We start from the raw sequence: 19,745 nt of genomic DNA, 5'->3' as shown, positions 1-19,745 counted from the left end.
TTTGATTGAATCCTTACATAGAAGTTATCAACAGTTTTTATAATACAATAGCTAGTCGTTATAAAACGGCTTTTGGCGTTATCTCTAAAAAACCTTGGTAAAAGCATTGTATTTTTAATTATTATCAACAATTAGGATATTTAACAACACTCTAAACAAACTGTAGTTTCTCCTTCAAAATCATAATCAACAAAACAATAGCAATATTATTTTTGCCTTATTAATCCTTTTTTGTTATTTTGGGTTTATTAAATACTAACCATACCAGTTTAAAAATGAAACTTCATCTTTTAGATCGTAGTAACCTAACCAATAGTTCGTTTACCACAAAAATTAACGAATATCCTTATTTTTTAAAAATATGGCATTACCATCCCGAGCTAGAACTTGTTGTGGTTTTAAAAAGTGAAGGTACTTGCTTTATTGGCGATAGTGTTGAAAAGTTTGGTATTGGAGACGTGGTGCTTATTGGAGAAAATTTACCACACATGTGGCTTAATGACGATGGTTACTTTGAACATACCTCGGAACAAGCAGCAAAAGCGATTGCTATCCATTTTAAAGAAAATTATTTAGGACCTAAATTTTTTGAAACACCCGAAATGATTCATATTCTAGAATTATTTCGACGGGCTCGCTACGGTATCAAGTTTTTAAATGTTAACAAAAAACTGATTAACGATATTAAAAACATGCTCGAATTGGAAGGTTTCGAAAAAACTATGGCTTTTTTAAATATTCTACATGCTTTGGCCAAGCACACCAACACTAAAAAACTATCAAGTCAAGGTTTTATTAATTCGTTTAAAGCGGCTAAAAGTAATACTCAAGATAATGTGCAGGCTTATATTTTTAAAAATTTCAACCAAAACATTACACTAAACAAAGCCGCTGAAATTGCGCACATGAATCCATCTGCTTTTAGTCGCTATTTTAAACGGGTGAATAAAAAAACATTTTCTCGTTATGTTACCGAAATTCGAATTGGTTATGCTTGTAAACTCCTTTTAGAAAACAGATTCAATATATCAAAAATTTGCTACGAATCGGGTTTTAATAATATTTCAAATTTCAACAGGCAGTTTAAATTAGTCATGAACTACACACCTTCAGAATATCTTGAAAAACATAAAACAAAGCACGATTAATTTGCTGTTTATATAAAGATTAATAAAAACAAAGCAAAAATAGTATCATACACGATCAAAATTTAGGAAGACTGGTATTCTTTTTCCTCCTAATTTTGTGCAACGCAATTAAATAGCTTCAATACCACATTTGAAACATTTTAAAAGCCAAAGTCATTTAAATTAAAAATTTTATGAAAGTAGGTTTATTTATTCCCTGTTATATCAATCAACTCTATCCGCAAGTTGGTCAAGCAACCCTAGAACTTCTAGAAAAGCTAAAGGTAGATGTTGTTTACCCTTCGGGACAAACCTGCTGTGGACAACCCATGGCAAATTCTGGTTTCGAGTATGAATCTGTTGGAGCTTGCAACAATTTTGTAGAAAATTTTAAAGACTTTGATTACATTGTTACACCTTCTGGAAGTTGCGCATATCATGTAAAAAAACATTACGATATTATTCCACAAACCGATGATGTTATTAATGTTCGAAATAATGTTTACGAACTATGTGATTTTATATTGAATATTTTAAAAATAAAAGATATAGGTGCTTCATTCCCTTATAAAGTTGGAGTTCATAAAAGCTGTCATGGTTTACGAGGCTTACGTTTAGGCTCATGTTCTGAAGTGGTTGGTCCATATTTTTCATACATTGAAGAATTACTAAAAGAAGTAAAAGGGGTAGAAATTATGCCTATAAAAAGAAGTGATGAATGTTGTGGTTTTGGTGGCACATTTGCAGTGACAGAAGAAGCCATTTCTGTTAAAATGGGAAAAGATAAAATTAAAGATCATTTAGAAAGTGGTGTTGAAGTAATAACAGCTACTGATACCTCATGCTTAATGCATTTAGAAGGCTTAATAAACAGAAATAAACAGCCACTAAAAATTCTGCATATTGCCGAAATTTTAAACAGCACAATTTAATTTAAACCGCCAAAAGTTTCATAAAACAAAACATTATGAGTCATTCTAAACTAGCTAGCATTTTTAATAAAGACGAAAAAAAAGTCGATTGGCATGATAAAGCCCTTTGGTTTGTTCGCCATAAACGTGATAAATCTGTACACGAAGTAAAAGGTTGGGAAGAACTCCGTAATCTTGGTCACGGTATAAAAGCCCACATGCTTTCTAATTTAGATGTTTATTTACAAGAATTTGAAGCCAATGCCAATAAAAACGGCATTGAAGTCCATTGGGCAGCAGATGCCGAGGAACATAACCAAATTGTTCTTAAAATATTAAAAGAAAATAACGCTAAAAAAGTAGTTAAAAGTAAGTCGATGTTAACGGAAGAATGTCATCTAAACCCATATTTGGAAGCCGATGGTATTGAAGTGATTGATACAGATTTGGGTGAGCGTATTGTACAGTTAGCCAAAGAGCCGCCAAGCCATATTGTACTGCCAGCCATACATAAAAACAGACACGAAGTTGATGAATTGTTTCAGGAGCATTTAGGAACAAAACCTTGTGATGGTGACCCACAATATTTAACAGGAGAAGCTAGAAAACATTTAAGACAAAAATTTATAGAAGCAGATGCAGCTCTTACAGGTGTGAATTTCGCCATTGCTGAAACAGGAGGGTTTGTTGTTTGCACTAATGAAGGTAACGCCGATATGGGTGCGCATTTAGCTCCAGTGCATATTGCTTGTATGGGTGTCGAAAAAATTATCCCAAGACAAGAACATCTAGGTGTGTTTTTAAGATTATTAGCACGTTCTGCAACTGGACAACCGATAACCACCTATTCGTCGCATTTTAAAAAACCAGCCGATCGCAAAAAAATGCACATTATAATTGTTGATAACGGACGCTCAGAACAATTGGCTAGACCCGATTTTAGAGCCTCTCTACATTGTATTCGTTGTGGTGCTTGTATGAACACTTGCCCAATTTACAGACGCAGTGGTGGCCATAGTTACGATGCGACAATCCCTGGACCAATTGGCTCTATTCTATCTCCTGGAAAAGATTTAAAAAAATATAGTACATTACCCTTTGCCTCTACGCTTTGCGGATCTTGTTCTGATGTTTGTCCGGTGAAAATTGACATACATACGCAACTTTATAAATGGCGTCAAATTATTACAAAAGAAACGCCACAACCTTTCATCAAAAAGAAATCGATGGAAATTATGGGACAAGTTTTTGCTAAACCATCTCAATTTGAAAAGGTTGGAAAAATAGCACGTTGGTCGCTAAGAACACTACCAAAATCGTTAATAAACTCCAAACCAAATGCTTGGGGAAAAGCTAGAGATTTACCATTAGGACCAAAAGAAAGTTTTGATGATTGGTACAAAAAGAGAGAAGCTAATAAAGATAAAAAAGACTAAGGAATGAGTAGCAGAGATCAAATATTAAGCAAAATTAGCGCAAATAAACCAGAGCTTTTACACCTTCCAGATATTGATATGTCTATTTTTGATGAAGGCTTAGATTTAATAAAAGAATTCACCAAAAAAATTGAAGTTGTTGGCGGAAATGTCATCAAAACAATATCTAATGATGCGGTAATTTCTCAAATGGAAACTTTATTTCCTGATGCTAAAGTTAAATATTCAACTTTAGTTAATACAGAATCCTTTAATACTCTAGATTTAACGACTATTAAAAACTCTCAGGATTTAGAAGATCTTGATATTTTAATTCTAGAAAGTGATTTGGCAGTAGCCGAAAATGGTGCCGTTTGGGTAAGTGACAAACAGCTACCAATGCGGGCGCTTCCTTTTATAACAAAGCATTTAGTTGTTATAGTTTCAAAAGAAAGCATAGTACCATACATGCACCAAGCCTATGCTAAACTAAGTGAAACATCTAACGATTTTGGAGTTTTTATTGCAGGACCTTCAAAAACAGCAGATATTGAACAGTCTCTAGTAATTGGAGCACAGGGTGCTTTAAGTTTTACTTTATTTTTGAAGTAAAAAACTGGAAGAAAAAACCTTTAAAGAAAAACAAATGCGACTTTGAATTAATATCAAAGTCGCATTTGTTTTATAATAATTTTTATTGAATATTAAAACGAAGTCTATTTCTAAAGCTGAAATATTTTCTCCATCAACATCCATTTTTCTCCTTTTTTAGCTATCGGCAACGCTTGTTGATACTTCCACATAAGCGTTTCCCATTCTTGAACTTTAGGATTATTAGCGTCCGTATCGTTCTTCTTTTCAAAAGAAAAACTTTCGTTTACTTTCATTATCATAAACAAGCGATTTCCGACTTGAAAAATTTCTAAATCCTCAATACCAGAATCTTTAATACTTTTTATAATTTCCGGCCAAACAGCTCGGTGATAAGCCTTATATTCTTCAATTAAATTAGCATTATCTACTAAATCTAAAGCGAAACAATGTTTTTTCATAATAAAATTTCATTAAATTTAATCTACTTTATTTTCGTGCTTTCTAAATACATGCGCACCATACCAAGCAATATAAACAAAGCATAATAAAGGCAATACAAAAGAAAAATTAACTTCGGCAACACCCATTATGGTTGTATCAGAAACACCACTTCCTCCGGCATCAATAATCATCCCTTGTAACATAGGTAACAATGCACCACCAACAATGGCCATTACTAATCCTGCAGAACCTACTTTAGATTGTTCTTCTGTTAAATCGTTTAAAGCAATACCATAAATTGTTGGAAACATTAACGACATACTAAAAGAAATACCTACAACACAATACAAGCCGTAAATACTTTCAATAAACATAGCTCCTAAAACAAATGCGCCTGCTAATAAAGCAAAAGACATTAATAATTTACCCGGACTCATAAAGCGTAACATACCTGTACCAACAATACGACCGACTGTAAATAATACAAATGCAACAAACTGATAAGCAAAAACGTCTATTTTTTCGTAACCTACCACATCTACGTTAGCTAAATCAATTGCTTCCGCATATTGGTAAATATAAGTCCATGTCATAATTTGACCACCAACATATAATATTTGTGCAACTACTCCTAATACATATTTACTATTTGTTCCTAATTTTTTAAAAGTATCTCCCAAACTCGGCATATTTCCCTCTTCTTTAGTTTGTGGCATTTTACTAACCAAAAACAATACGAATACAGCAGAAATAACCAAACCTAAAGCGACGTATGGATCACGAATAACCGCTAAATCTGCCACTCTAATCATAGCTCTCTTAGCATCATCTAAAGCTGAGAAATCGGCAATATCATCCGATTGTAATCTATCGTAAACAAAATATTTTGCAACCAACAATCCTGCGGTTAATCCAATAGGGTTTACAGATTGTGCTAAATTTAAACGTTGGGTCGCAGTTTCTTTAGATCCCATTGCTAAAATATATGGATTTGCAGCAGTTTCTAAAAAGGCTAAACCAAACGTTAATACATATAACCCTAAGCAGAAAAACCAAAATTGCTCGGTAATAGCTGCCGGATAAAATAGTAAGGCTCCTACGGCATATAAACCCAGACCTATTAAAACGCCTACTTTATACGAATATTTACGCATAAACATCGCTGCCGGTAAAGCCATGCAAAAATAACCACCGTAAAAAGCCATTTGTACCCAAGACGCCTGTGTATTTGATAATTCTAATACTTTTTTAAAGGCATTTACCATAGGGTCGGTTACCGCATTGGCAAATCCCCAAAGGGCGAATAATGATGTTACTAAAATAAAAGGAATAAGTACTTTCTTAGAAACTAAGGGTGTTTTGGTTGTATTGTTCATAAATTTAGTTAGTTTAAGTGTATTGGCTATAGGTTTTTATAGAGAGCGATCGAGATGTGCATAACCACCATCTACATAAAGTAATTGACCTGTAGTATGGCTTGATTTACTCGATAATAAAAAAGCGACAGTATCTCCAATTTCTTCGGCTGTTGTCATTCTATTTCCAAAAGGTATATTTTTTGTAATATCTAATAATCGTTGTTCTTTATCAGGAAAAGTGCTTATCCATTTATCATAAAGCGGTGTATAACATTCAGCAACTATTAGAGCATTTACACGAATACTATATGGTAACAACTCTACCGCCCATTCTCTAGTTAATGCATTACGCCCGCCATTTGCTGCAGCATATCCAGATGTACCGCCTTGGCCTGTATCTGCTGTTTTAGAGCCTATATTTACTATAGCTCCTTTAGTTTTTTTAAGTTCAGGAAGTACATACTGTGCCATTGAATAATAATGTCCTACGTTACGTTTTAAAGACTGAATAAAATCGTTATAATTTCCGGTTTCTAAACCAACACTATCATTAACTCCTGCATTATTGACTAAACCATCAATACGCCCATACTTCTTCACGACCTCGTTTATAGCATTTTTACATTGTTCAGGATCGGTAAGTTCTGCAAGTGCATAAAAAACTTCAATTCCCTTCTTTTTAAAATCTTCAATAGCATCAATCGCGCTAGCTTTGTTACGCGTAATAATTACAGGATTGGCTCCTTCATGTATTAAGGACTCAACAATCCCCAACCCGATACCTTTAGAACCACCGGTAACTATAATGACTTTATCTTTTAAATTTAAATCCATCTTAAATTTTAGTTTTAATTTACAAATTATACATTTTTATGGCATTTCCGCCCATAATTTGGCGTTGTTCTTCTTCCGAAAAATCAATAAAATAATTTTCAATTATTTGTAAAACACTTTTATACTCACTCGCTAATAAACATACGGGCCAATCGGAGCCAAATAACAACCTATCGGTTCCAAAAGCGGCAACCATAGTATCTAAAAACGGTGTAAAATCCTTTGGTTCAAAATTAAAATTCTCTGTTTCGGTAACCATACCAGAAATTTTACAAGCCACATTTTTAAATGTCCCTAGTTTCTTAATATCTTTTACCCAACTAGGGTCTAATCCTTTTGAAATTTGTGGTTTTGCAATATGATCTATCACAAATTGCTGGTTTGGAAATTTCTCGACCAACTTTATCACATTTGCCAAATGTTTCGGAAAAATTAAAACATCGTAAGCTAAGTTTAATTGACTTAATTTACTAATGCCATGCTGAAAATCTTCTCGTAAAACAAAGTCTTCATTTTCTACTTGTAGTAAATAACGAACCCCTTTAAAAATCTTGTTTTCAGAAAAGTGCTTTAAGCGTTCTTCTACATCATCTGCACATAAATCTACCCAACCTACAACACCTTTTATAAAAGGATTTTTATGAGCTAAATCTAATAAAAAATTGGTTTCGGCTTCCGACGGATTGGCTTCTACCACAATGCAGCCATCAATAGCATTGGCTTCTAAAATAGGTTTTAAATCCTTAGGAAGAAAATCTTTTCTTATTACTTCCATAGAAGCATCAATCCAGCTATCTCTAACTGGATTGTAACTCCAAAAATGCTGATGGGCATCTATTTTCATTATTTTTTGTATGCTTTTACCGATTGCTTAGAAACACCTAAACCTTCAATACCTAATTCCATAACATCGCCAGGTTTTAAGTATGTTGGAGGTGTTAAACCTAAACCAACACCAAATGGCGTACCCGTAGAAATAATATCTCCAGGAAGTAATGTCATGAATTGACTAATATGACTTACTACGTGTTGTACGTTAAAAATAAAATCGGATGTTGAGCTATTCTGCATCATTTCTCCGTTAATTTTCAACCAAAGGTTTAAATTATTCGGATCTTTAATTTCGTCTGTTGTAGCAATAAAAGGTCCAACTGGCGCGAATGTATCACAACCTTTACCTTTACACCATTGTCCAGATTTTTCTATTTGAAAAGCGCGCTCACTTACATCGTTATGCAAAACGTAACCTGCAATATGATCAATAGCGTCTGCCTCTTCTACATAAGATGCTTTTTTACCAATAACGATAGCTAACTCTACTTCCCAATCTGATTTTTCACTATTCTTAGGAATAATTACATCATCATTTGGGCCAACTAATGCCGTTGTTGATTTAAAAAACAAAACAGGTTCTTTAGGAATATCCATACCAGCTTCTGCCGCGTGTTGTGCATAATTCAACCCAACACAAACAATTTTTGATGGTCTTGTTAAAGGCACACCTAAACGTACATCATCACCTACTAAAGGACAACTTTGTTGGTTATCTTTTAACCAAGTTTTTAGTTTTCCAATACCATCGTTTCCAAAAAACTCTTCATTATAATCTGTTCCAAATGCCGATACATCGATTATTGTCCCATCTTCTAATTGAACACCTGGTTGCTCGCTTCCTACTGCTCCAAATCTTATTAATTTCATCTGTATAAGTTATTTTATGTTTGTAAATATATATTTTTAATTACCGTTTAGTGTTACAAAACCACCATCGATAGCATAATTAGATCCTGTGATAAAGCCAGCTTCATCCGAACATAAAAACAGCACTAAATCTGCCATTTCTTGAGGTTTCCCCATACGCCCAATTGGTTGAGTTGCCGATAATTTCTCGAACATCTCCTCTTCTTTACCTGGGTAGTTATTTTTAATAAACCCATCTACAAAAGGTGTATGTACACGTCCTGGTGCAATACAGTTACAACGAATACCATCTTTTATGAAATCTTTTGCAATAGAATACGTCATGGTTAATACCGCACCTTTTGTCATAGAATATGCAAAACGATCGTTAATACCAACCGTAGATGCAATAGATGCTAGGTTTAAAATAACACCGTTACCTGTTTTCTTCAAAGCAGGTAAACATGCTTTAATGCAATTGTAAACACCTTTGATATTTACGTTGTACAAACGGTCTAAATCGGCCTCTTCTACACCTTCAATATTTCCAACATGTGCAATACCCGCATTATTAATTAAAATATCAATAGCTCCGTTTTCGGTAATGGTATTTACAATAGTTTCCACATTAGTTTGGTTAGCAACATCACATTTATGTGCTGTTGCTTTTGCCCCTAATGCTTCAATTTCTTTGACAGTTTCTTGCGCAGATTCAAGGTTAAAATCTAGAATATGCACTTCTGCACCTTGCTCAGCAAAAGTTAAAGATATAGCTTTACCTATACCGCTACCGCCACCTGTTACAAGGGCTACTTTATTTTTTAAACTGAATTTTGTCATTTTTATATGCTTAATTTTTGTTGTTTATTTTTTATAAAGACATACCACGTTTCCACGGAATAAAATCGTCTTGACGTAATTGTCTTGCTTTTGTTTGTTTACCACTAGCTACTTCAATTACAAAGTCTAAAAGCTCTTCGCCAACCTCTTCAATTGTTTTTGAGCCTTCAATAATTGACCCCGTATTAAAATCAATGATATCACTCATTTTATCAAAAAGTTTGGTATTACTCGATACTTTAATAACTGGAGTAATTGGGTTTCCTGTTGGAGTACCTAAGCCTGTAGTAAATAAAATAACGTTACAACCTGAACCTGCTAAACCTGTTGTAGATTCTACATCGTTACCAGGTGTGCATAATAGGTTTAAACCTGAAGTTACAACTTGCTCCGTATAATCTAAAACATCTTGTACTGGAGATGTTCCGCCTTTTTTAGCAGCTCCCGCAGATTTTATAGCATCGGTAATTAAACCATCTTTTATATTTCCAGGTGAAGGATTCATTGAAAATGCCGCTCCTAAAGCTTCTGCTTTAGAATTATAAGTAGACATAATATGCGAAAACTTTTTGGCCTTATCGGCACTTGTACAGCGATTAATTAACTCCTGCTCTACACCATTCAATTCAGGGAATTCAGACAGTACCGTTGCTCCTCCTAAACCGACGATTAAATCGGACACATAACCTAAAGTTGGATTTGCAGAGATTCCTGAAAATCCATCCGACCCACCACATTCTAAACCTATTACAAGTTTAGATAAATTGGCTGGTTTACGCTCTGCTTTATTAGCTTCCATTAAACCAACAAAAGTTTTCTTTACAGCATCGGCAAGTAATTCTTTTTCCGATACACTTTGTTGCTGTTCTAAAACAAAAACTGGCTTAGCGTTTTCCTTTGCCATTTTAGATAAAGCATCTTGTAAAATACTAGCTTGTGCATGTTGGCAACCTAAACTTAAAACTGTTGCACCCGCCACATTTGGATTATTAATATAACCGGCTAAAAGTGTACAAAGCGCTACAGAATCTGATGTTGCACCACCACAACCACCATCATGTGTTAAAAACTTAACACCATCTACATTAGGAAATAACAAGTTTTTACTCGTATCTTCTCCTTCTTTTAATATATTTTTTTCTAGTATCGCTTCCGCGGAAACGCCAGATTTATAATCATTAATTAAAGCATCAACATCTAAACCTAAATGTTGTTTTTTACCATAACCTAGTTTTTCTACTAAGGCCTGTTTTAAAACTTCTACATTTCTATTCTGACAAAAAACTAATGGAATTATTAACCAATTATTTTCGGTTCCTACTTTACCATCGGCTCTGTGATACCCGTTAAATGTTTTATTTATAAATTTAGAAACATCGGGAGATTGCCAAACTTCTTTTTCTTTGGAATCATCTACATCGTAAGTTTCAGTATCATGAATAAGGTTTGTTGTACTAATTAAATCACCTTTTACAATAGTTTTTTTAGCTTTACCCACTAATACGCCGTACATATATACAGGATCTCCTTCCGATAAAGATTCGGTAACAAATTTATGCTTCGCAGAAATATCATTTTGAAGTTCATACACTTGATTCTCAAAGGTAATTTTATCTCCCTTTTTTAAATCTGTTAGTGCGACAATAACATTGTCCTTTTCATGTATTTTAAGTACGTTTTGTTTTGCTTCCATAAATACTGATAAAATAAAATTGTGGATTTTTATACTTGTGTATTGATATTCGGTTTACAATAGTACTACAAGAAAAGAGTGAAATCTTCCAAATATTTGACCAATACTAATACTATTTTTGCATTTCAGTTATGCATATCTTCATAAAAAGCAATTTTAAAATCTAATTGTAAGTATATACAGAGTTTATGTACCCTATAAAAACGATAATTTAATTACCAATAGCTTCAACTTTAAAACCATCTTTCAGCTTAATATCTTCCGAAGAACTTCCTATTAAAACCTCAAAATCACCAGGTTCCACCGTCCAATTCATATTTATATCCAAAATTTCTAAATCTTCTGGATGTAATGTGAATTTTATCGTTTTAGTTTCGTTTGGTTTTAGATGAATACGATCGAAACCACGCAAGATAGATTCGTAAGTAGTTACACTGCTTATCTTATCTTTAATATACATTTGCACAACCTCATCCCCTGCTCGCTTACCAGTATTTTTAACTTTGAATGTAACTTGAACATCTGCTTGAGGTTTTAAAGATTTAGGAGTAACCTCCAAATCGCTATATTCAAAAGTAGTGTAACTTAGCCCGTAACCAAAAGGATATAATGGTCCTAAAACTCGTGTATTACCATAACCATTGGGACCTGCTCCAGGTTGCCCTGCTTGTGATCCTGGTTTAAAAGGAAAGTTTAATGGAATTTGCCCAACTGTTTTCGGGAATGTCACCGATAATTTACCTCCAGGATTATAATCTCCAAACAAGGTTTCGGCAATCACTTCACCAGCTGCTGTGCTCGGAAACCAAGCTTCCAAAATAGCAGGTAGAAATTTATTTTCCCAGTTAATAGTTAATGGCTGGCCATTTATCATCACTAAAACAACAGGTTTCCCTGTAGCATAAAGCGCTTGAACGAGTTGAAATTGTCGTCCAGGAAGACCTAAACTTGTTCTTGATTTTGTTTCACCAACACGTTTTTCATCTTCACCAACTACAGCAATAATAATATCAGATTGTTTTGCTTTTTCTACCGCAGCATCAATATCCGCTTGTTCTTTTGCCGATAATGGTGTTTGTATAATTTCACTACCTGGCCAATCTGGATCTACAATATCGCAACCTTTTTCAAAACTAACATTGACTTTGTTTCCTGCATATTTTTTTATGCCTTGATACACAGAAACTGATGGATTGAACGCTGGCCCATAACGACTGTATGTAAAACTAACCTCTGCTGCCAGTGGTCCCGTAACTAAAATATTATCTATTTTATTGACATCTAAAGGCAATAAATTATTTTCATTTTTAAGAAGTACTAAAGACTCGCGATTTATTTGTTTCGAAAATGCTTCATCTTCCGGTGTATGAACTAATTTATCTGCCTCCTCAGGGTTTTCAACATAAGGAGAATCAAACAAACCTAAACGGAATTTTACACGCAACACATCGGCAACTCTAGAATCTATGGTTTTCATAGAGATTTCACCATCTTTTATTAATTCTCTCAATGGTTCAATAAAACTTTCGGGGGTTCTAAATGTGGTTCTCACATTTAAACCGGCTTCTATAACTTGACGCACGGCTTCTTTGTAATCTTTAGCAACATGATGCTTTTCAGACACATATTCTACAGCTTCACTATCTGAAACTACATAACCATTAAAACCAAATTGTTCTCGTAACAATTCGGTTAAAAAATAATGACTGGCAGTCACAGGAACGCCATCATAATCATTATAACTACTCATAACCCCCATTGGAGCCGCTTCTTTTATCACCTTTTTAAAAGGATACAAATACAATTGAAACATTTCTCTAGGTGCAACATGCGGGTCTGTTCGAGCATCCCCATCTCTTGCGCCTTTAGGCACACTGTAAACGGCAAAATGTTTTAAAGTTGATGCTACACCTTCCGATTGAATTCCTAAAACCATTTGTTTACCCATTTCGGAAATATGAAATGGCTCTTCACCATAACATTCCAAAACACGTCCCCAACGTTGATCGCTGGCTACATCCAAAATTGGTGCATACACATTGGTATAACCTAAAGCTTTTGCTTCTCGCCCAACAATGGTTCCAGCTTTATAAACCAATTCTTTATTCCAAGTACTTCCAATACCAATTGGAGCTGGTAATGGCGTTGCTTTTTCATGACATAAACCGTGTACGCCTTCGTTTGTAAAATCGACAGGAATACCTAATCGTGTTTCTTCAACAAACCATTTTTGAACTATATTTATAGTCTCCGCATGTGTGCTATATGGAAAAGCATATTTTGTATGTGTTTTTTCTTGATTCCAAATGGTATTTAAATGTTCATCAATGTTTGCTATACCATCTTTCCAAACACGGTTTTTCCAGCCTTCGGTTGGTAATTCATCTTCTAAAACTCGCGAATAACCATATAATGTGGTAAGCTGACATGTTTTTTCATTCACATTCATTAATGAAATAAGGTTTTTAACCCTTGATTCTAAAGGCGCTTTTGGATCTTCAAAAACATCTTTTATTCCGTTTTTATTAAAGTCTATCCAATCCTTATGATAGATATTTTTATCACTTGCTTTAAACCCGAAGTTTGAAACAGAAAACACACATAAAATGGATAATATTATTTTATTGGATAGCTTCATTTAATTTCTAATTTTTAATAATTATTTTTCAACTTCATAGACTCTAAAATTATCTACAGTCATGTGATTTTTAACTGTTCGAAAACCAAAATAACCTGATGTATATGGCTCTAAATCTACAAAATCTGATACTAATAAATTATCTCTAAAATACTGAACAATACCATTGTTCGAAATAATTTTTATATGATATGTTTTATTAGGCTCCAACATAAATCGAGGATCGCTTAAATTGTGTTCCGGACGTAATGGCCGTTCACCGTTCCCAACATAACGTCTAAAACGTGTTGTTTTATTGTGGTTACCACCAAGCCCCATGTAGTATAATTTAAGGTTATCATAGTTAGAGAATTTACCTCCACGTTTTTCTGAATCTGCAAATAAATTAGTCGGATTTTTAGGATCATTAGCCATCCAAAAACAGTTAAGATCAGATACGCGATCGTTTGCGCCTCCATTTTGAATAACAAATACATCGTACTCTATAACAATTGGCCCATTAAACTTTTGTTTCAACCAAACCGTACAACCAGAAACATCATTAATTTCTAATTTACTGTCCTTAACTTCGACAGTACCTTCCGGCATTTGTTCTACTTGCCAATTTTCGAGTCCTTTGTCAAAATTTTCCTTAAAAATTAATTTGCTATTATAAGTTTTTCCTTTAATTTCTATAGATTTATTCACATTAAAACATGAATTTAGAATTAATAAAGAAACCGTTAAAGTTAAAACGAGAATTGATGTTTTTCGATATTTCAAAATCTTCATAATACTAAAATTTTAATTAATTTGTTTGATTAACACTAAACTCCACGGTGAAATTAAACGATTTATAGTTAAATTTCCTTTTTTATCAGCTTTAGCATATTCCGTTTTCATGGTATTTGCATAAGCTTTCATCACCTTAATTTCCTCTCTCGTTGGTGGCTCAGGTTTCCCCATAGACTCCCAAAAATTATGAATATTTCCGTGGTCTTTATCCAAAATTTCAATTTCAAATAATGCTTCAGATGGCAATCCAGTTAATGTGAAATTAAGTTTTTTCGAAGTACCTTCTTCTCTTTTATTAGTTCCAGACGGCACAGCATTTACATACTCTTCTGGGTAATTATAAGCTAAAGCTGAAATGTTTCCGTTACTAGCATCCTTACTTACAAATAGATAATCGTTTTTATATATTTTTTGATTTCCCAATTGATGAAGCATTCTGTATGCGTGATATGATGGTTTTACTAAGCCTTGAAAATTAATCATCCCAAAGCCTCCATGAAAAATACTTGAAGCACCTCCTTTTTCTTCAAAAATATCGGTAAACGTCCATAATGCTAATGAATTTGTTAAACCTATACAATCCAAATTAGATTTCACGATGTATGCTGCTGCAGGAAGCCTATCGTGCATTTCATCTCTACTACTTGGACTTGTATGCCACTCTGTTAAGTGAATTTCAACATCTGGAAAAGCACTTTTTGAAACGGTTCTTTTTATCCATTCTAAATCTTCTTTAACAGACTGTACGTAACGGGTAAGTCCTTTTCCTTTACCTGTTTCTGGATTAAATGCATAATCTGTTGGGTAAGGATGACAACTAACAAAATCTACTGGTAACTTTTCTTTTTTACAATATTCTAAGAAATCCTCAATCCATACGCCATGCCATTCTAGAGTATTAATATCATCTGCTGCAAAAACGGCATCAGAAGCTTCATTATTCATTGTTTCTCCATCAAAACGGGTATCTGGCACAAAATTACTTGTAGATGGACCACCTACTTTAAGCCTATTATCGACAGATCTAACAGCTGTAACAGACTGCTTATATAATTCAAAATATTGAGATTTTGTTCCATCCCAAAACAACTTATATAAGTTTGGCTCATTCCAAACTTCAAAATACCAAGTTAAAACTTCCTCAATACCGTAACGATCTACACAATGTTGCGTAAAGGCTTTTACTAAATCGTGAAATTTATCAAAAGAATCTTCTGCTGGTGTAATATTAGCTTTCCACCAAAATACGGTTTTAGAATCTTCAGCCGCCATGCTTGTTGGCAAAAAGGCCAATTCTACAAAAGGCTTTACTTTTAAATCTAACATTCTATCGAATAAATCATCAATATATTGCCAATTGTATACTGTTTTACCTTTTTCAATAATAACAGGAAACATATCATCATGAAATAAACCGTGAAAACGCACATATTCAAACCCACAATTTTCTTGTACTTGTGCTAATTGTTCTAACCAACCTGCTCTTAAACCTTCGTTTGCACGACCAGCTCCAACCATTTTACTCCAATAATGATCAAACTGTTCTCCGTTTTCTTGTGTATTAATAGTAATGGCTTTTTGAGCATTACCGAATAATGTGCTACCGAAAATTAATCCGAAAACTAAAATTTTAAATACTTTCATTTTTAATATATCTAATGTTTGTTAATCTAATATTTATACTCAGGTACTTTGTATTCCATTATTTCGGTATAACTTTTACCTTTTTTCACTCCATATTGGTTTAATTCATCTTTTGGATGGCTTATTGGTTTAATAATCACTTTATCCAAATTATGGGATGCAATCAAAATAGATTCTCCTTTTTTCAAATCAATAGTAAATTCATTTTCAGAGTTTTTAACAATATCAATTTGTTTTCCTTTACTTATCTGAATAGCATTCCTCCAATCTGTAACTTTTAAAACACATGGTTTCCCCTCTAAACTTTTAATAGAAACCCATTCCGTTTTTCCTTTTATTCTATTGGCACTAACTAAAAACCCACCTTGCGCTCTTAAATCTTGAAAAGAAGCTTCTTTCCATGAATCCGGAATTGCAGGAAAAACTCTAATTTTATCACCCCAACTTTGTAACTGTAATTCCATTATGGATGCAGCAGCACTTAAAGGGGTTTCTATTACAGGGTTTAAACCTTTTCCTTCCGTGTAAAATGTATTTGGTAATAGTAACGCGCGACCAATATTTCCGGCCAGAAAACTTTGTAATAATTTATTCGATTCGTTCCCCTTGCTTAATGCCGCATATAACGATGCTGCTCCTGTATAAGCATAACCACCAAGTTTACTTCCATCTTCAATTTCATGCCAATGTATCACCGATTTTTCAACCAAAGTCCTATCCTTTGGATCATCTGGATTTAATTGAAATAACGGATATAAACCTAAAAGATGAGAATAATGCCTGTGAGACATATCTACCGGTTGATCGCTACCAATCATTAATCCGTTTTCATCTGTAGGAAAATCGATTAAATCATTTAGAGTTTCTTTCCATTTGATAATTCCTTCTGGATTAGTATTAAATTTCTCGTTAGATTCAATCAATCCATTTAGCAACCAGCGCAAAATAGCCAAGTTATAATTTGTGTTCTTAAATACCTTAAAACCTTTGTATTCTGGAGATCCCATAGCGGTTAATTCAATTTGACCTTCGTCATTTCTAACCATTTTAGTTTGGTACTTTTTTAGAATCTCTATCGCTTTTGGCACCCATTTATTCTGAATAGCCTCATCGTCTCCTTTATACTTGTAATACAACCAATAATTATGTGTTGCCCAAGCAAAATCGCCTAAACTTTTACCACTTTTATATTCCACCATATAATCGAAATGTGTATCAATTAGATGAATAAAATTTTCAGCTATATCCAAATGGTTACTGGTGTTAAATGGCCAATACGTTAATTGTACATTTAAATTCCACCACAAACTTGGCCAGCCTGTGTTTTTGTAAAAAGGCCCCATTAAATCTAAGGCGGGACCGTCTGCACGAGAACAAGTTGCCATTTTATAAATCTGAATCCAATAGAAAGATTCCATTTTAGTATCAGGCATCGAAATAAACGATTTTTGATAATAATTATGCCACCAATCTCTATGAGAACTTTCTATCGTTTCTGGTTTTAAAGCCACCGAATCTTCAACTGTTTTTAAGGCTACTTTACCTGAAACATGAGCAGCAGGAACTTCATTTGCAATAGCTACATAAAGCGTAGAGCTATTTTTAGAAGATTTATTTTTCACCTCCGACCAAGCTGTTGCATAATCCCCTCCGGCCAACAAGCCTTGCTCGCAAATAGTTGCATTTCCTTCTTGCTTAAATATAGGTTTTGGATTTGGTTTATATTCTAAAGTTTTTGGATGATCTGGCTTTGCATACACTCTGGGTGTAATTGGATTCCCTGCTAACCATTCCCATTTATAAGATTCTTTTTTTGACTTTGTTTTTTCGGTAGAAATGATTTCAATAACATTCATCATTTTATCATAAGGCGTGAAGGCTCTAAAAGAAATTTCACCCAAATCGGTATAAATAACACCGCGAATTTCTGCATTCCATAAATCTTGACGAATGGATGCCGATTTTATTTTTCCGACAGGGTACAAAGCCATTCTACCAACATCTAATCTAGAATAATCATATAGACCGGTATCCTTGACACCCATAGACGTTTTTCTGTTTGGAGCACCTCTATGGTCTGTAACATCTTGTCTCCCCATATGGAAATCTACTCGATTTGCGCTCATTGTGGCATAAATCATCATTCCGACTTGCCCATTTCCAGTAAAAGCACCTTCATTCCATTGCATCGGAATTTCTTCCCAAATTAAATCGTGCTGCCCTAAAAATTTTGACCAATCTATTTCATTAACAACTTGTGCTTGCAATTGGAAAACTCCCAATAGCATAACAAATAAAAACACATTTTGTAATTTGAAATAATACTTCATAAAATTTAAACCTTACTTGTTGATAATTAATGTATTCACAGATGTTGCTTGTACTTCGACAACAAACGTTTGGTTTCCAACTTTAAACTTTATATTTTTAATAGTTTCATCAGGATTATTCACTAAAACCATAATACGACCATCTTTTAACTGAAAAGCTAAATGATTTTTTCCTTCGGAAGATTTTAAATAATGATCTCCCGGTTGAACGAAATGTGATAAATGTTTGAACAGATAAAACTCATCGGTATAAGTTATTTTTTTTGTTTGCTTATCGATAACCACCATTGAATTTTGTGGCCATCCCCAAGCACTTTTTCCTGTTTCATCTAAAACCATATTCCAATACATATGAGAACCTGCTCCGTTATTAAAAAAATGTACTAAGGTTTCCCAAGAGCGATTAAATGAGGTCCAATCATTCTCTCCTTCTCCACACTTGTTCTCCGTTTGCATGTATTTTAAATCCGGATATTCTTTATTTATAGCGGGAATAGCTTTAGATCCTCCCCATTGAAAACCAACACCTTTAATATATTCAGCTGCTTTTTTATTATCTAAAATAGTACGAACATAACTAGGCTTACTCCAATTAATTGTACCTAACCAAATTTCGGTATCTAAGCCATCTTCTTTTAATTTCGGACCTAAATAATCTCCAATAAATATTGAAAAATCTTCTGCTCTCCAAGTACAACTTGGCCAGTTTGGTGCATAAGCAATTTCATTTTGTGGTTGAATTGAAAACAACTCTATACCTTCTTTTTTATAAGCTTGAATAAATTTTGAAAAATATAACGCATAAGCTTTTAAGTATTGATCTTGCATTTTAAATGCTGTAGCATTACTCAGGATTTGAGCACCCGGATCCATTCTATTTCCATTTGCACGATCATTCCAATCACCTGCGCGTAAAGAATAATGTTCGTTAACCTTCATCCAGGCTGGAGGTGTCCAAGGTGATGCCCATATTTGTAAATTTGGACGTACTTTTAAAGCTTCTTTTAAATATGGGATTAGAATATATCGATCTCTATCTATATTAAAATCTCTCATTACAAAATCTCCTGGTACATCATTGTGCGAGTAATAACTTAAAGCATAATCTGAGGCTCCAATTGGAATACGACACATTGAAAAATTACAACCATCTTTTGAAAATAAAGCGTTGGCAACCTCTTCTTCTCCACTTTCATCAAGAGATTTGATTGCTTCCCAACCAAGCTCATTGAAAGCACCTCCAATACCATCCACAACTTGCAGTAAACTATCGGTATATATGGTAATATCATTTAATGACGTTGCATCTGCTTTTTGTAAAAACTTTTTTGGCTTTACCCAACGTTTGGATGCTGTGGTATAAATCAATTCTACTTTTTGAGCAAAATTAACTTGGCATCCTAAAAAAAACACAACTAACAAGACGAGTTTACCAGATACATTTAAAGATTTCATAAGGTATAATT

At 33.8% G+C, this 19,745-nt stretch carries 16 protein-coding genes; 4 read left to right on the top strand and 12 right to left on the bottom strand.

Annotated elements, in window-relative coordinates; translation table 11 throughout:
• Window positions 1–275 precede the first annotated feature (275 nt).
• The 4 genes from M4I23_RS14490 (at window position 276) to M4I23_RS14475 (ending at window position 4,065) form a co-directional block, all read left to right on the top strand.
• Entirely contained in the window at window positions 276–1,148 is an 873-nt protein-coding gene (locus M4I23_RS14490; protein ID WP_158848626.1) for an AraC family transcriptional regulator, read from the top strand.
• A 173-nt stretch (window positions 1,149–1,321) separates the two neighbouring features.
• Window positions 1,322–2,059: a (Fe-S)-binding protein gene (locus M4I23_RS14485; RefSeq protein ID WP_249754902.1), complete on the top strand. Its 738-nt coding sequence runs from the start codon at window positions 1,322–1,324 to the stop codon at window positions 2,057–2,059.
• Window positions 2,060–2,094: 35 nt separating this feature from the next.
• On the top strand, window positions 2,095–3,474 hold the full coding sequence (locus M4I23_RS14480) for a lactate utilization protein B (protein ID WP_249754901.1): 1,380 nt from the start codon (window positions 2,095–2,097) through the stop codon (window positions 3,472–3,474).
• A 3-nt stretch (window positions 3,475–3,477) separates the two neighbouring features.
• On the top strand, window positions 3,478–4,065 hold the full coding sequence (locus tag M4I23_RS14475) for an LUD domain-containing protein (RefSeq protein WP_158848620.1): 588 nt from the start codon (window positions 3,478–3,480) through the stop codon (window positions 4,063–4,065).
• Window positions 4,066–4,175: 110 nt separating this feature from the next.
• Here the strand turns inward: M4I23_RS14475 and M4I23_RS14470 are convergent, their stop codons facing one another.
• The 12 genes from M4I23_RS14470 to M4I23_RS14415 form a co-directional block, all read right to left on the bottom strand.
• A complete protein-coding gene (locus M4I23_RS14470) occupies window positions 4,176–4,505 on the bottom strand; it encodes an L-rhamnose mutarotase (RefSeq protein WP_249754900.1) in 330 nt (109 codons plus the stop codon).
• Window positions 4,506–4,523: 18 nt separating this feature from the next.
• Window positions 4,524–5,864, bottom strand: coding sequence for an L-fucose:H+ symporter permease (gene fucP / locus M4I23_RS14465; protein WP_158848616.1), 1,341 nt, complete (start codon window positions 5,862–5,864; stop codon window positions 4,524–4,526).
• A gap of 36 nt (window positions 5,865–5,900) precedes the next feature.
• Complete coding sequence (locus M4I23_RS14460) at window positions 5,901–6,680, bottom strand: SDR family oxidoreductase (protein WP_158848614.1); 780 nt, start codon at window positions 6,678–6,680, stop codon at window positions 5,901–5,903.
• 19 nt (window positions 6,681–6,699) lie between these two features.
• Window positions 6,700–7,524 carry an amidohydrolase gene (locus M4I23_RS14455; RefSeq protein WP_249754899.1) on the bottom strand — a complete coding sequence of 275 codons (825 nt, stop codon included), beginning with the start codon at window positions 7,522–7,524 and terminating at the stop codon, window positions 6,700–6,702.
• Window positions 7,524–8,381: a fumarylacetoacetate hydrolase family protein gene (locus tag M4I23_RS14450; RefSeq protein WP_249754898.1), complete on the bottom strand. Its 858-nt coding sequence runs from the start codon at window positions 8,379–8,381 to the stop codon at window positions 7,524–7,526. Before M4I23_RS14450 ends, M4I23_RS14455 begins: the two co-directional genes overlap by 1 nt.
• A gap of 36 nt (window positions 8,382–8,417) precedes the next feature.
• Window positions 8,418–9,200 carry an SDR family NAD(P)-dependent oxidoreductase gene (locus tag M4I23_RS14445; RefSeq protein ID WP_249754897.1) on the bottom strand — a complete coding sequence of 261 codons (783 nt, stop codon included), beginning with the start codon at window positions 9,198–9,200 and terminating at the stop codon, window positions 8,418–8,420.
• Window positions 9,201–9,231: 31 nt separating this feature from the next.
• Window positions 9,232–10,893, bottom strand: coding sequence for a UxaA family hydrolase (locus M4I23_RS14440; RefSeq protein WP_158848605.1), 1,662 nt, complete (start codon window positions 10,891–10,893; stop codon window positions 9,232–9,234).
• A gap of 211 nt (window positions 10,894–11,104) precedes the next feature.
• Complete coding sequence (locus M4I23_RS14435; protein ID WP_249754896.1) at window positions 11,105–13,531, bottom strand: glycoside hydrolase family 3 N-terminal domain-containing protein; 2,427 nt, start codon at window positions 13,529–13,531, stop codon at window positions 11,105–11,107.
• 21 nt (window positions 13,532–13,552) lie between these two features.
• Window positions 13,553–14,302 carry a DUF6250 domain-containing protein gene (locus M4I23_RS14430; protein WP_158848601.1) on the bottom strand — a complete coding sequence of 250 codons (750 nt, stop codon included), beginning with the start codon at window positions 14,300–14,302 and terminating at the stop codon, window positions 13,553–13,555.
• Between the two features lie 12 nt (window positions 14,303–14,314).
• Window positions 14,315–15,949, bottom strand: a complete 1,635-nt coding sequence (locus M4I23_RS14425) for a hypothetical protein (RefSeq protein WP_249754895.1) — start codon at window positions 15,947–15,949, stop codon at window positions 14,315–14,317.
• Between the two features lie 26 nt (window positions 15,950–15,975).
• Entirely contained in the window at window positions 15,976–18,279 is a 2,304-nt protein-coding gene (locus M4I23_RS14420; protein WP_249754894.1) for a glycoside hydrolase family 95-like protein, read from the bottom strand.
• Window positions 18,280–18,291: 12 nt separating this feature from the next.
• On the bottom strand, window positions 18,292–19,734 hold the full coding sequence (locus tag M4I23_RS14415; protein ID WP_249754893.1) for a hypothetical protein: 1,443 nt from the start codon (window positions 19,732–19,734) through the stop codon (window positions 18,292–18,294).
• Window positions 19,735–19,745: the final 11 nt, after the last annotated feature.

The sequence above is a fragment of the Algibacter sp. L4_22 genome, assembly GCF_023473045.1.
Lineage (GTDB): Bacteria > Bacteroidota > Bacteroidia > Flavobacteriales > Flavobacteriaceae > Algibacter.
The sequence above is the reverse complement of the archived record's forward strand: the minus strand, read 5'-3'. Positions and strand labels throughout refer to the sequence as shown.

Coding starts and splice junctions, on each gene's coding strand:
- M4I23_RS14490 (WP_158848626.1), top strand. CDS start 276: ATGAAACTTCATCTTTTAGATCGTAGTAACCTAACCAATAGTTCGTTT.
- M4I23_RS14485 (WP_249754902.1), top strand. CDS start 1,322: ATGAAAGTAGGTTTATTTATTCCCTGTTATATCAATCAACTCTATCCG.
- M4I23_RS14480 (WP_249754901.1), top strand. CDS start 2,095: ATGAGTCATTCTAAACTAGCTAGCATTTTTAATAAAGACGAAAAAAAA.
- M4I23_RS14475 (WP_158848620.1), top strand. CDS start 3,478: ATGAGTAGCAGAGATCAAATATTAAGCAAAATTAGCGCAAATAAACCA.
- M4I23_RS14470 (WP_249754900.1), bottom strand. CDS start 4,505: ATGAAAAAACATTGTTTCGCTTTAGATTTAGTAGATAATGCTAATTTA.
- fucP (WP_158848616.1), bottom strand. CDS start 5,864: ATGAACAATACAACCAAAACACCCTTAGTTTCTAAGAAAGTACTTATT.
- M4I23_RS14460 (WP_158848614.1), bottom strand. CDS start 6,680: ATGGATTTAAATTTAAAAGATAAAGTCATTATAGTTACCGGTGGTTCT.
- M4I23_RS14455 (WP_249754899.1), bottom strand. CDS start 7,524: ATGAAAATAGATGCCCATCAGCATTTTTGGAGTTACAATCCAGTTAGA.
- M4I23_RS14450 (WP_249754898.1), bottom strand. CDS start 8,381: ATGAAATTAATAAGATTTGGAGCAGTAGGAAGCGAGCAACCAGGTGTT.
- M4I23_RS14445 (WP_249754897.1), bottom strand. CDS start 9,200: ATGACAAAATTCAGTTTAAAAAATAAAGTAGCCCTTGTAACAGGTGGC.
- M4I23_RS14440 (WP_158848605.1), bottom strand. CDS start 10,893: ATGGAAGCAAAACAAAACGTACTTAAAATACATGAAAAGGACAATGTT.
- M4I23_RS14435 (WP_249754896.1), bottom strand. CDS start 13,531: ATGAAGCTATCCAATAAAATAATATTATCCATTTTATGTGTGTTTTCT.
- M4I23_RS14430 (WP_158848601.1), bottom strand. CDS start 14,302: ATGAAGATTTTGAAATATCGAAAAACATCAATTCTCGTTTTAACTTTA.
- M4I23_RS14425 (WP_249754895.1), bottom strand. CDS start 15,949: ATGAAAGTATTTAAAATTTTAGTTTTCGGATTAATTTTCGGTAGCACA.
- M4I23_RS14420 (WP_249754894.1), bottom strand. CDS start 18,279: ATGAAGTATTATTTCAAATTACAAAATGTGTTTTTATTTGTTATGCTA.
- M4I23_RS14415 (WP_249754893.1), bottom strand. CDS start 19,734: ATGAAATCTTTAAATGTATCTGGTAAACTCGTCTTGTTAGTTGTGTTT.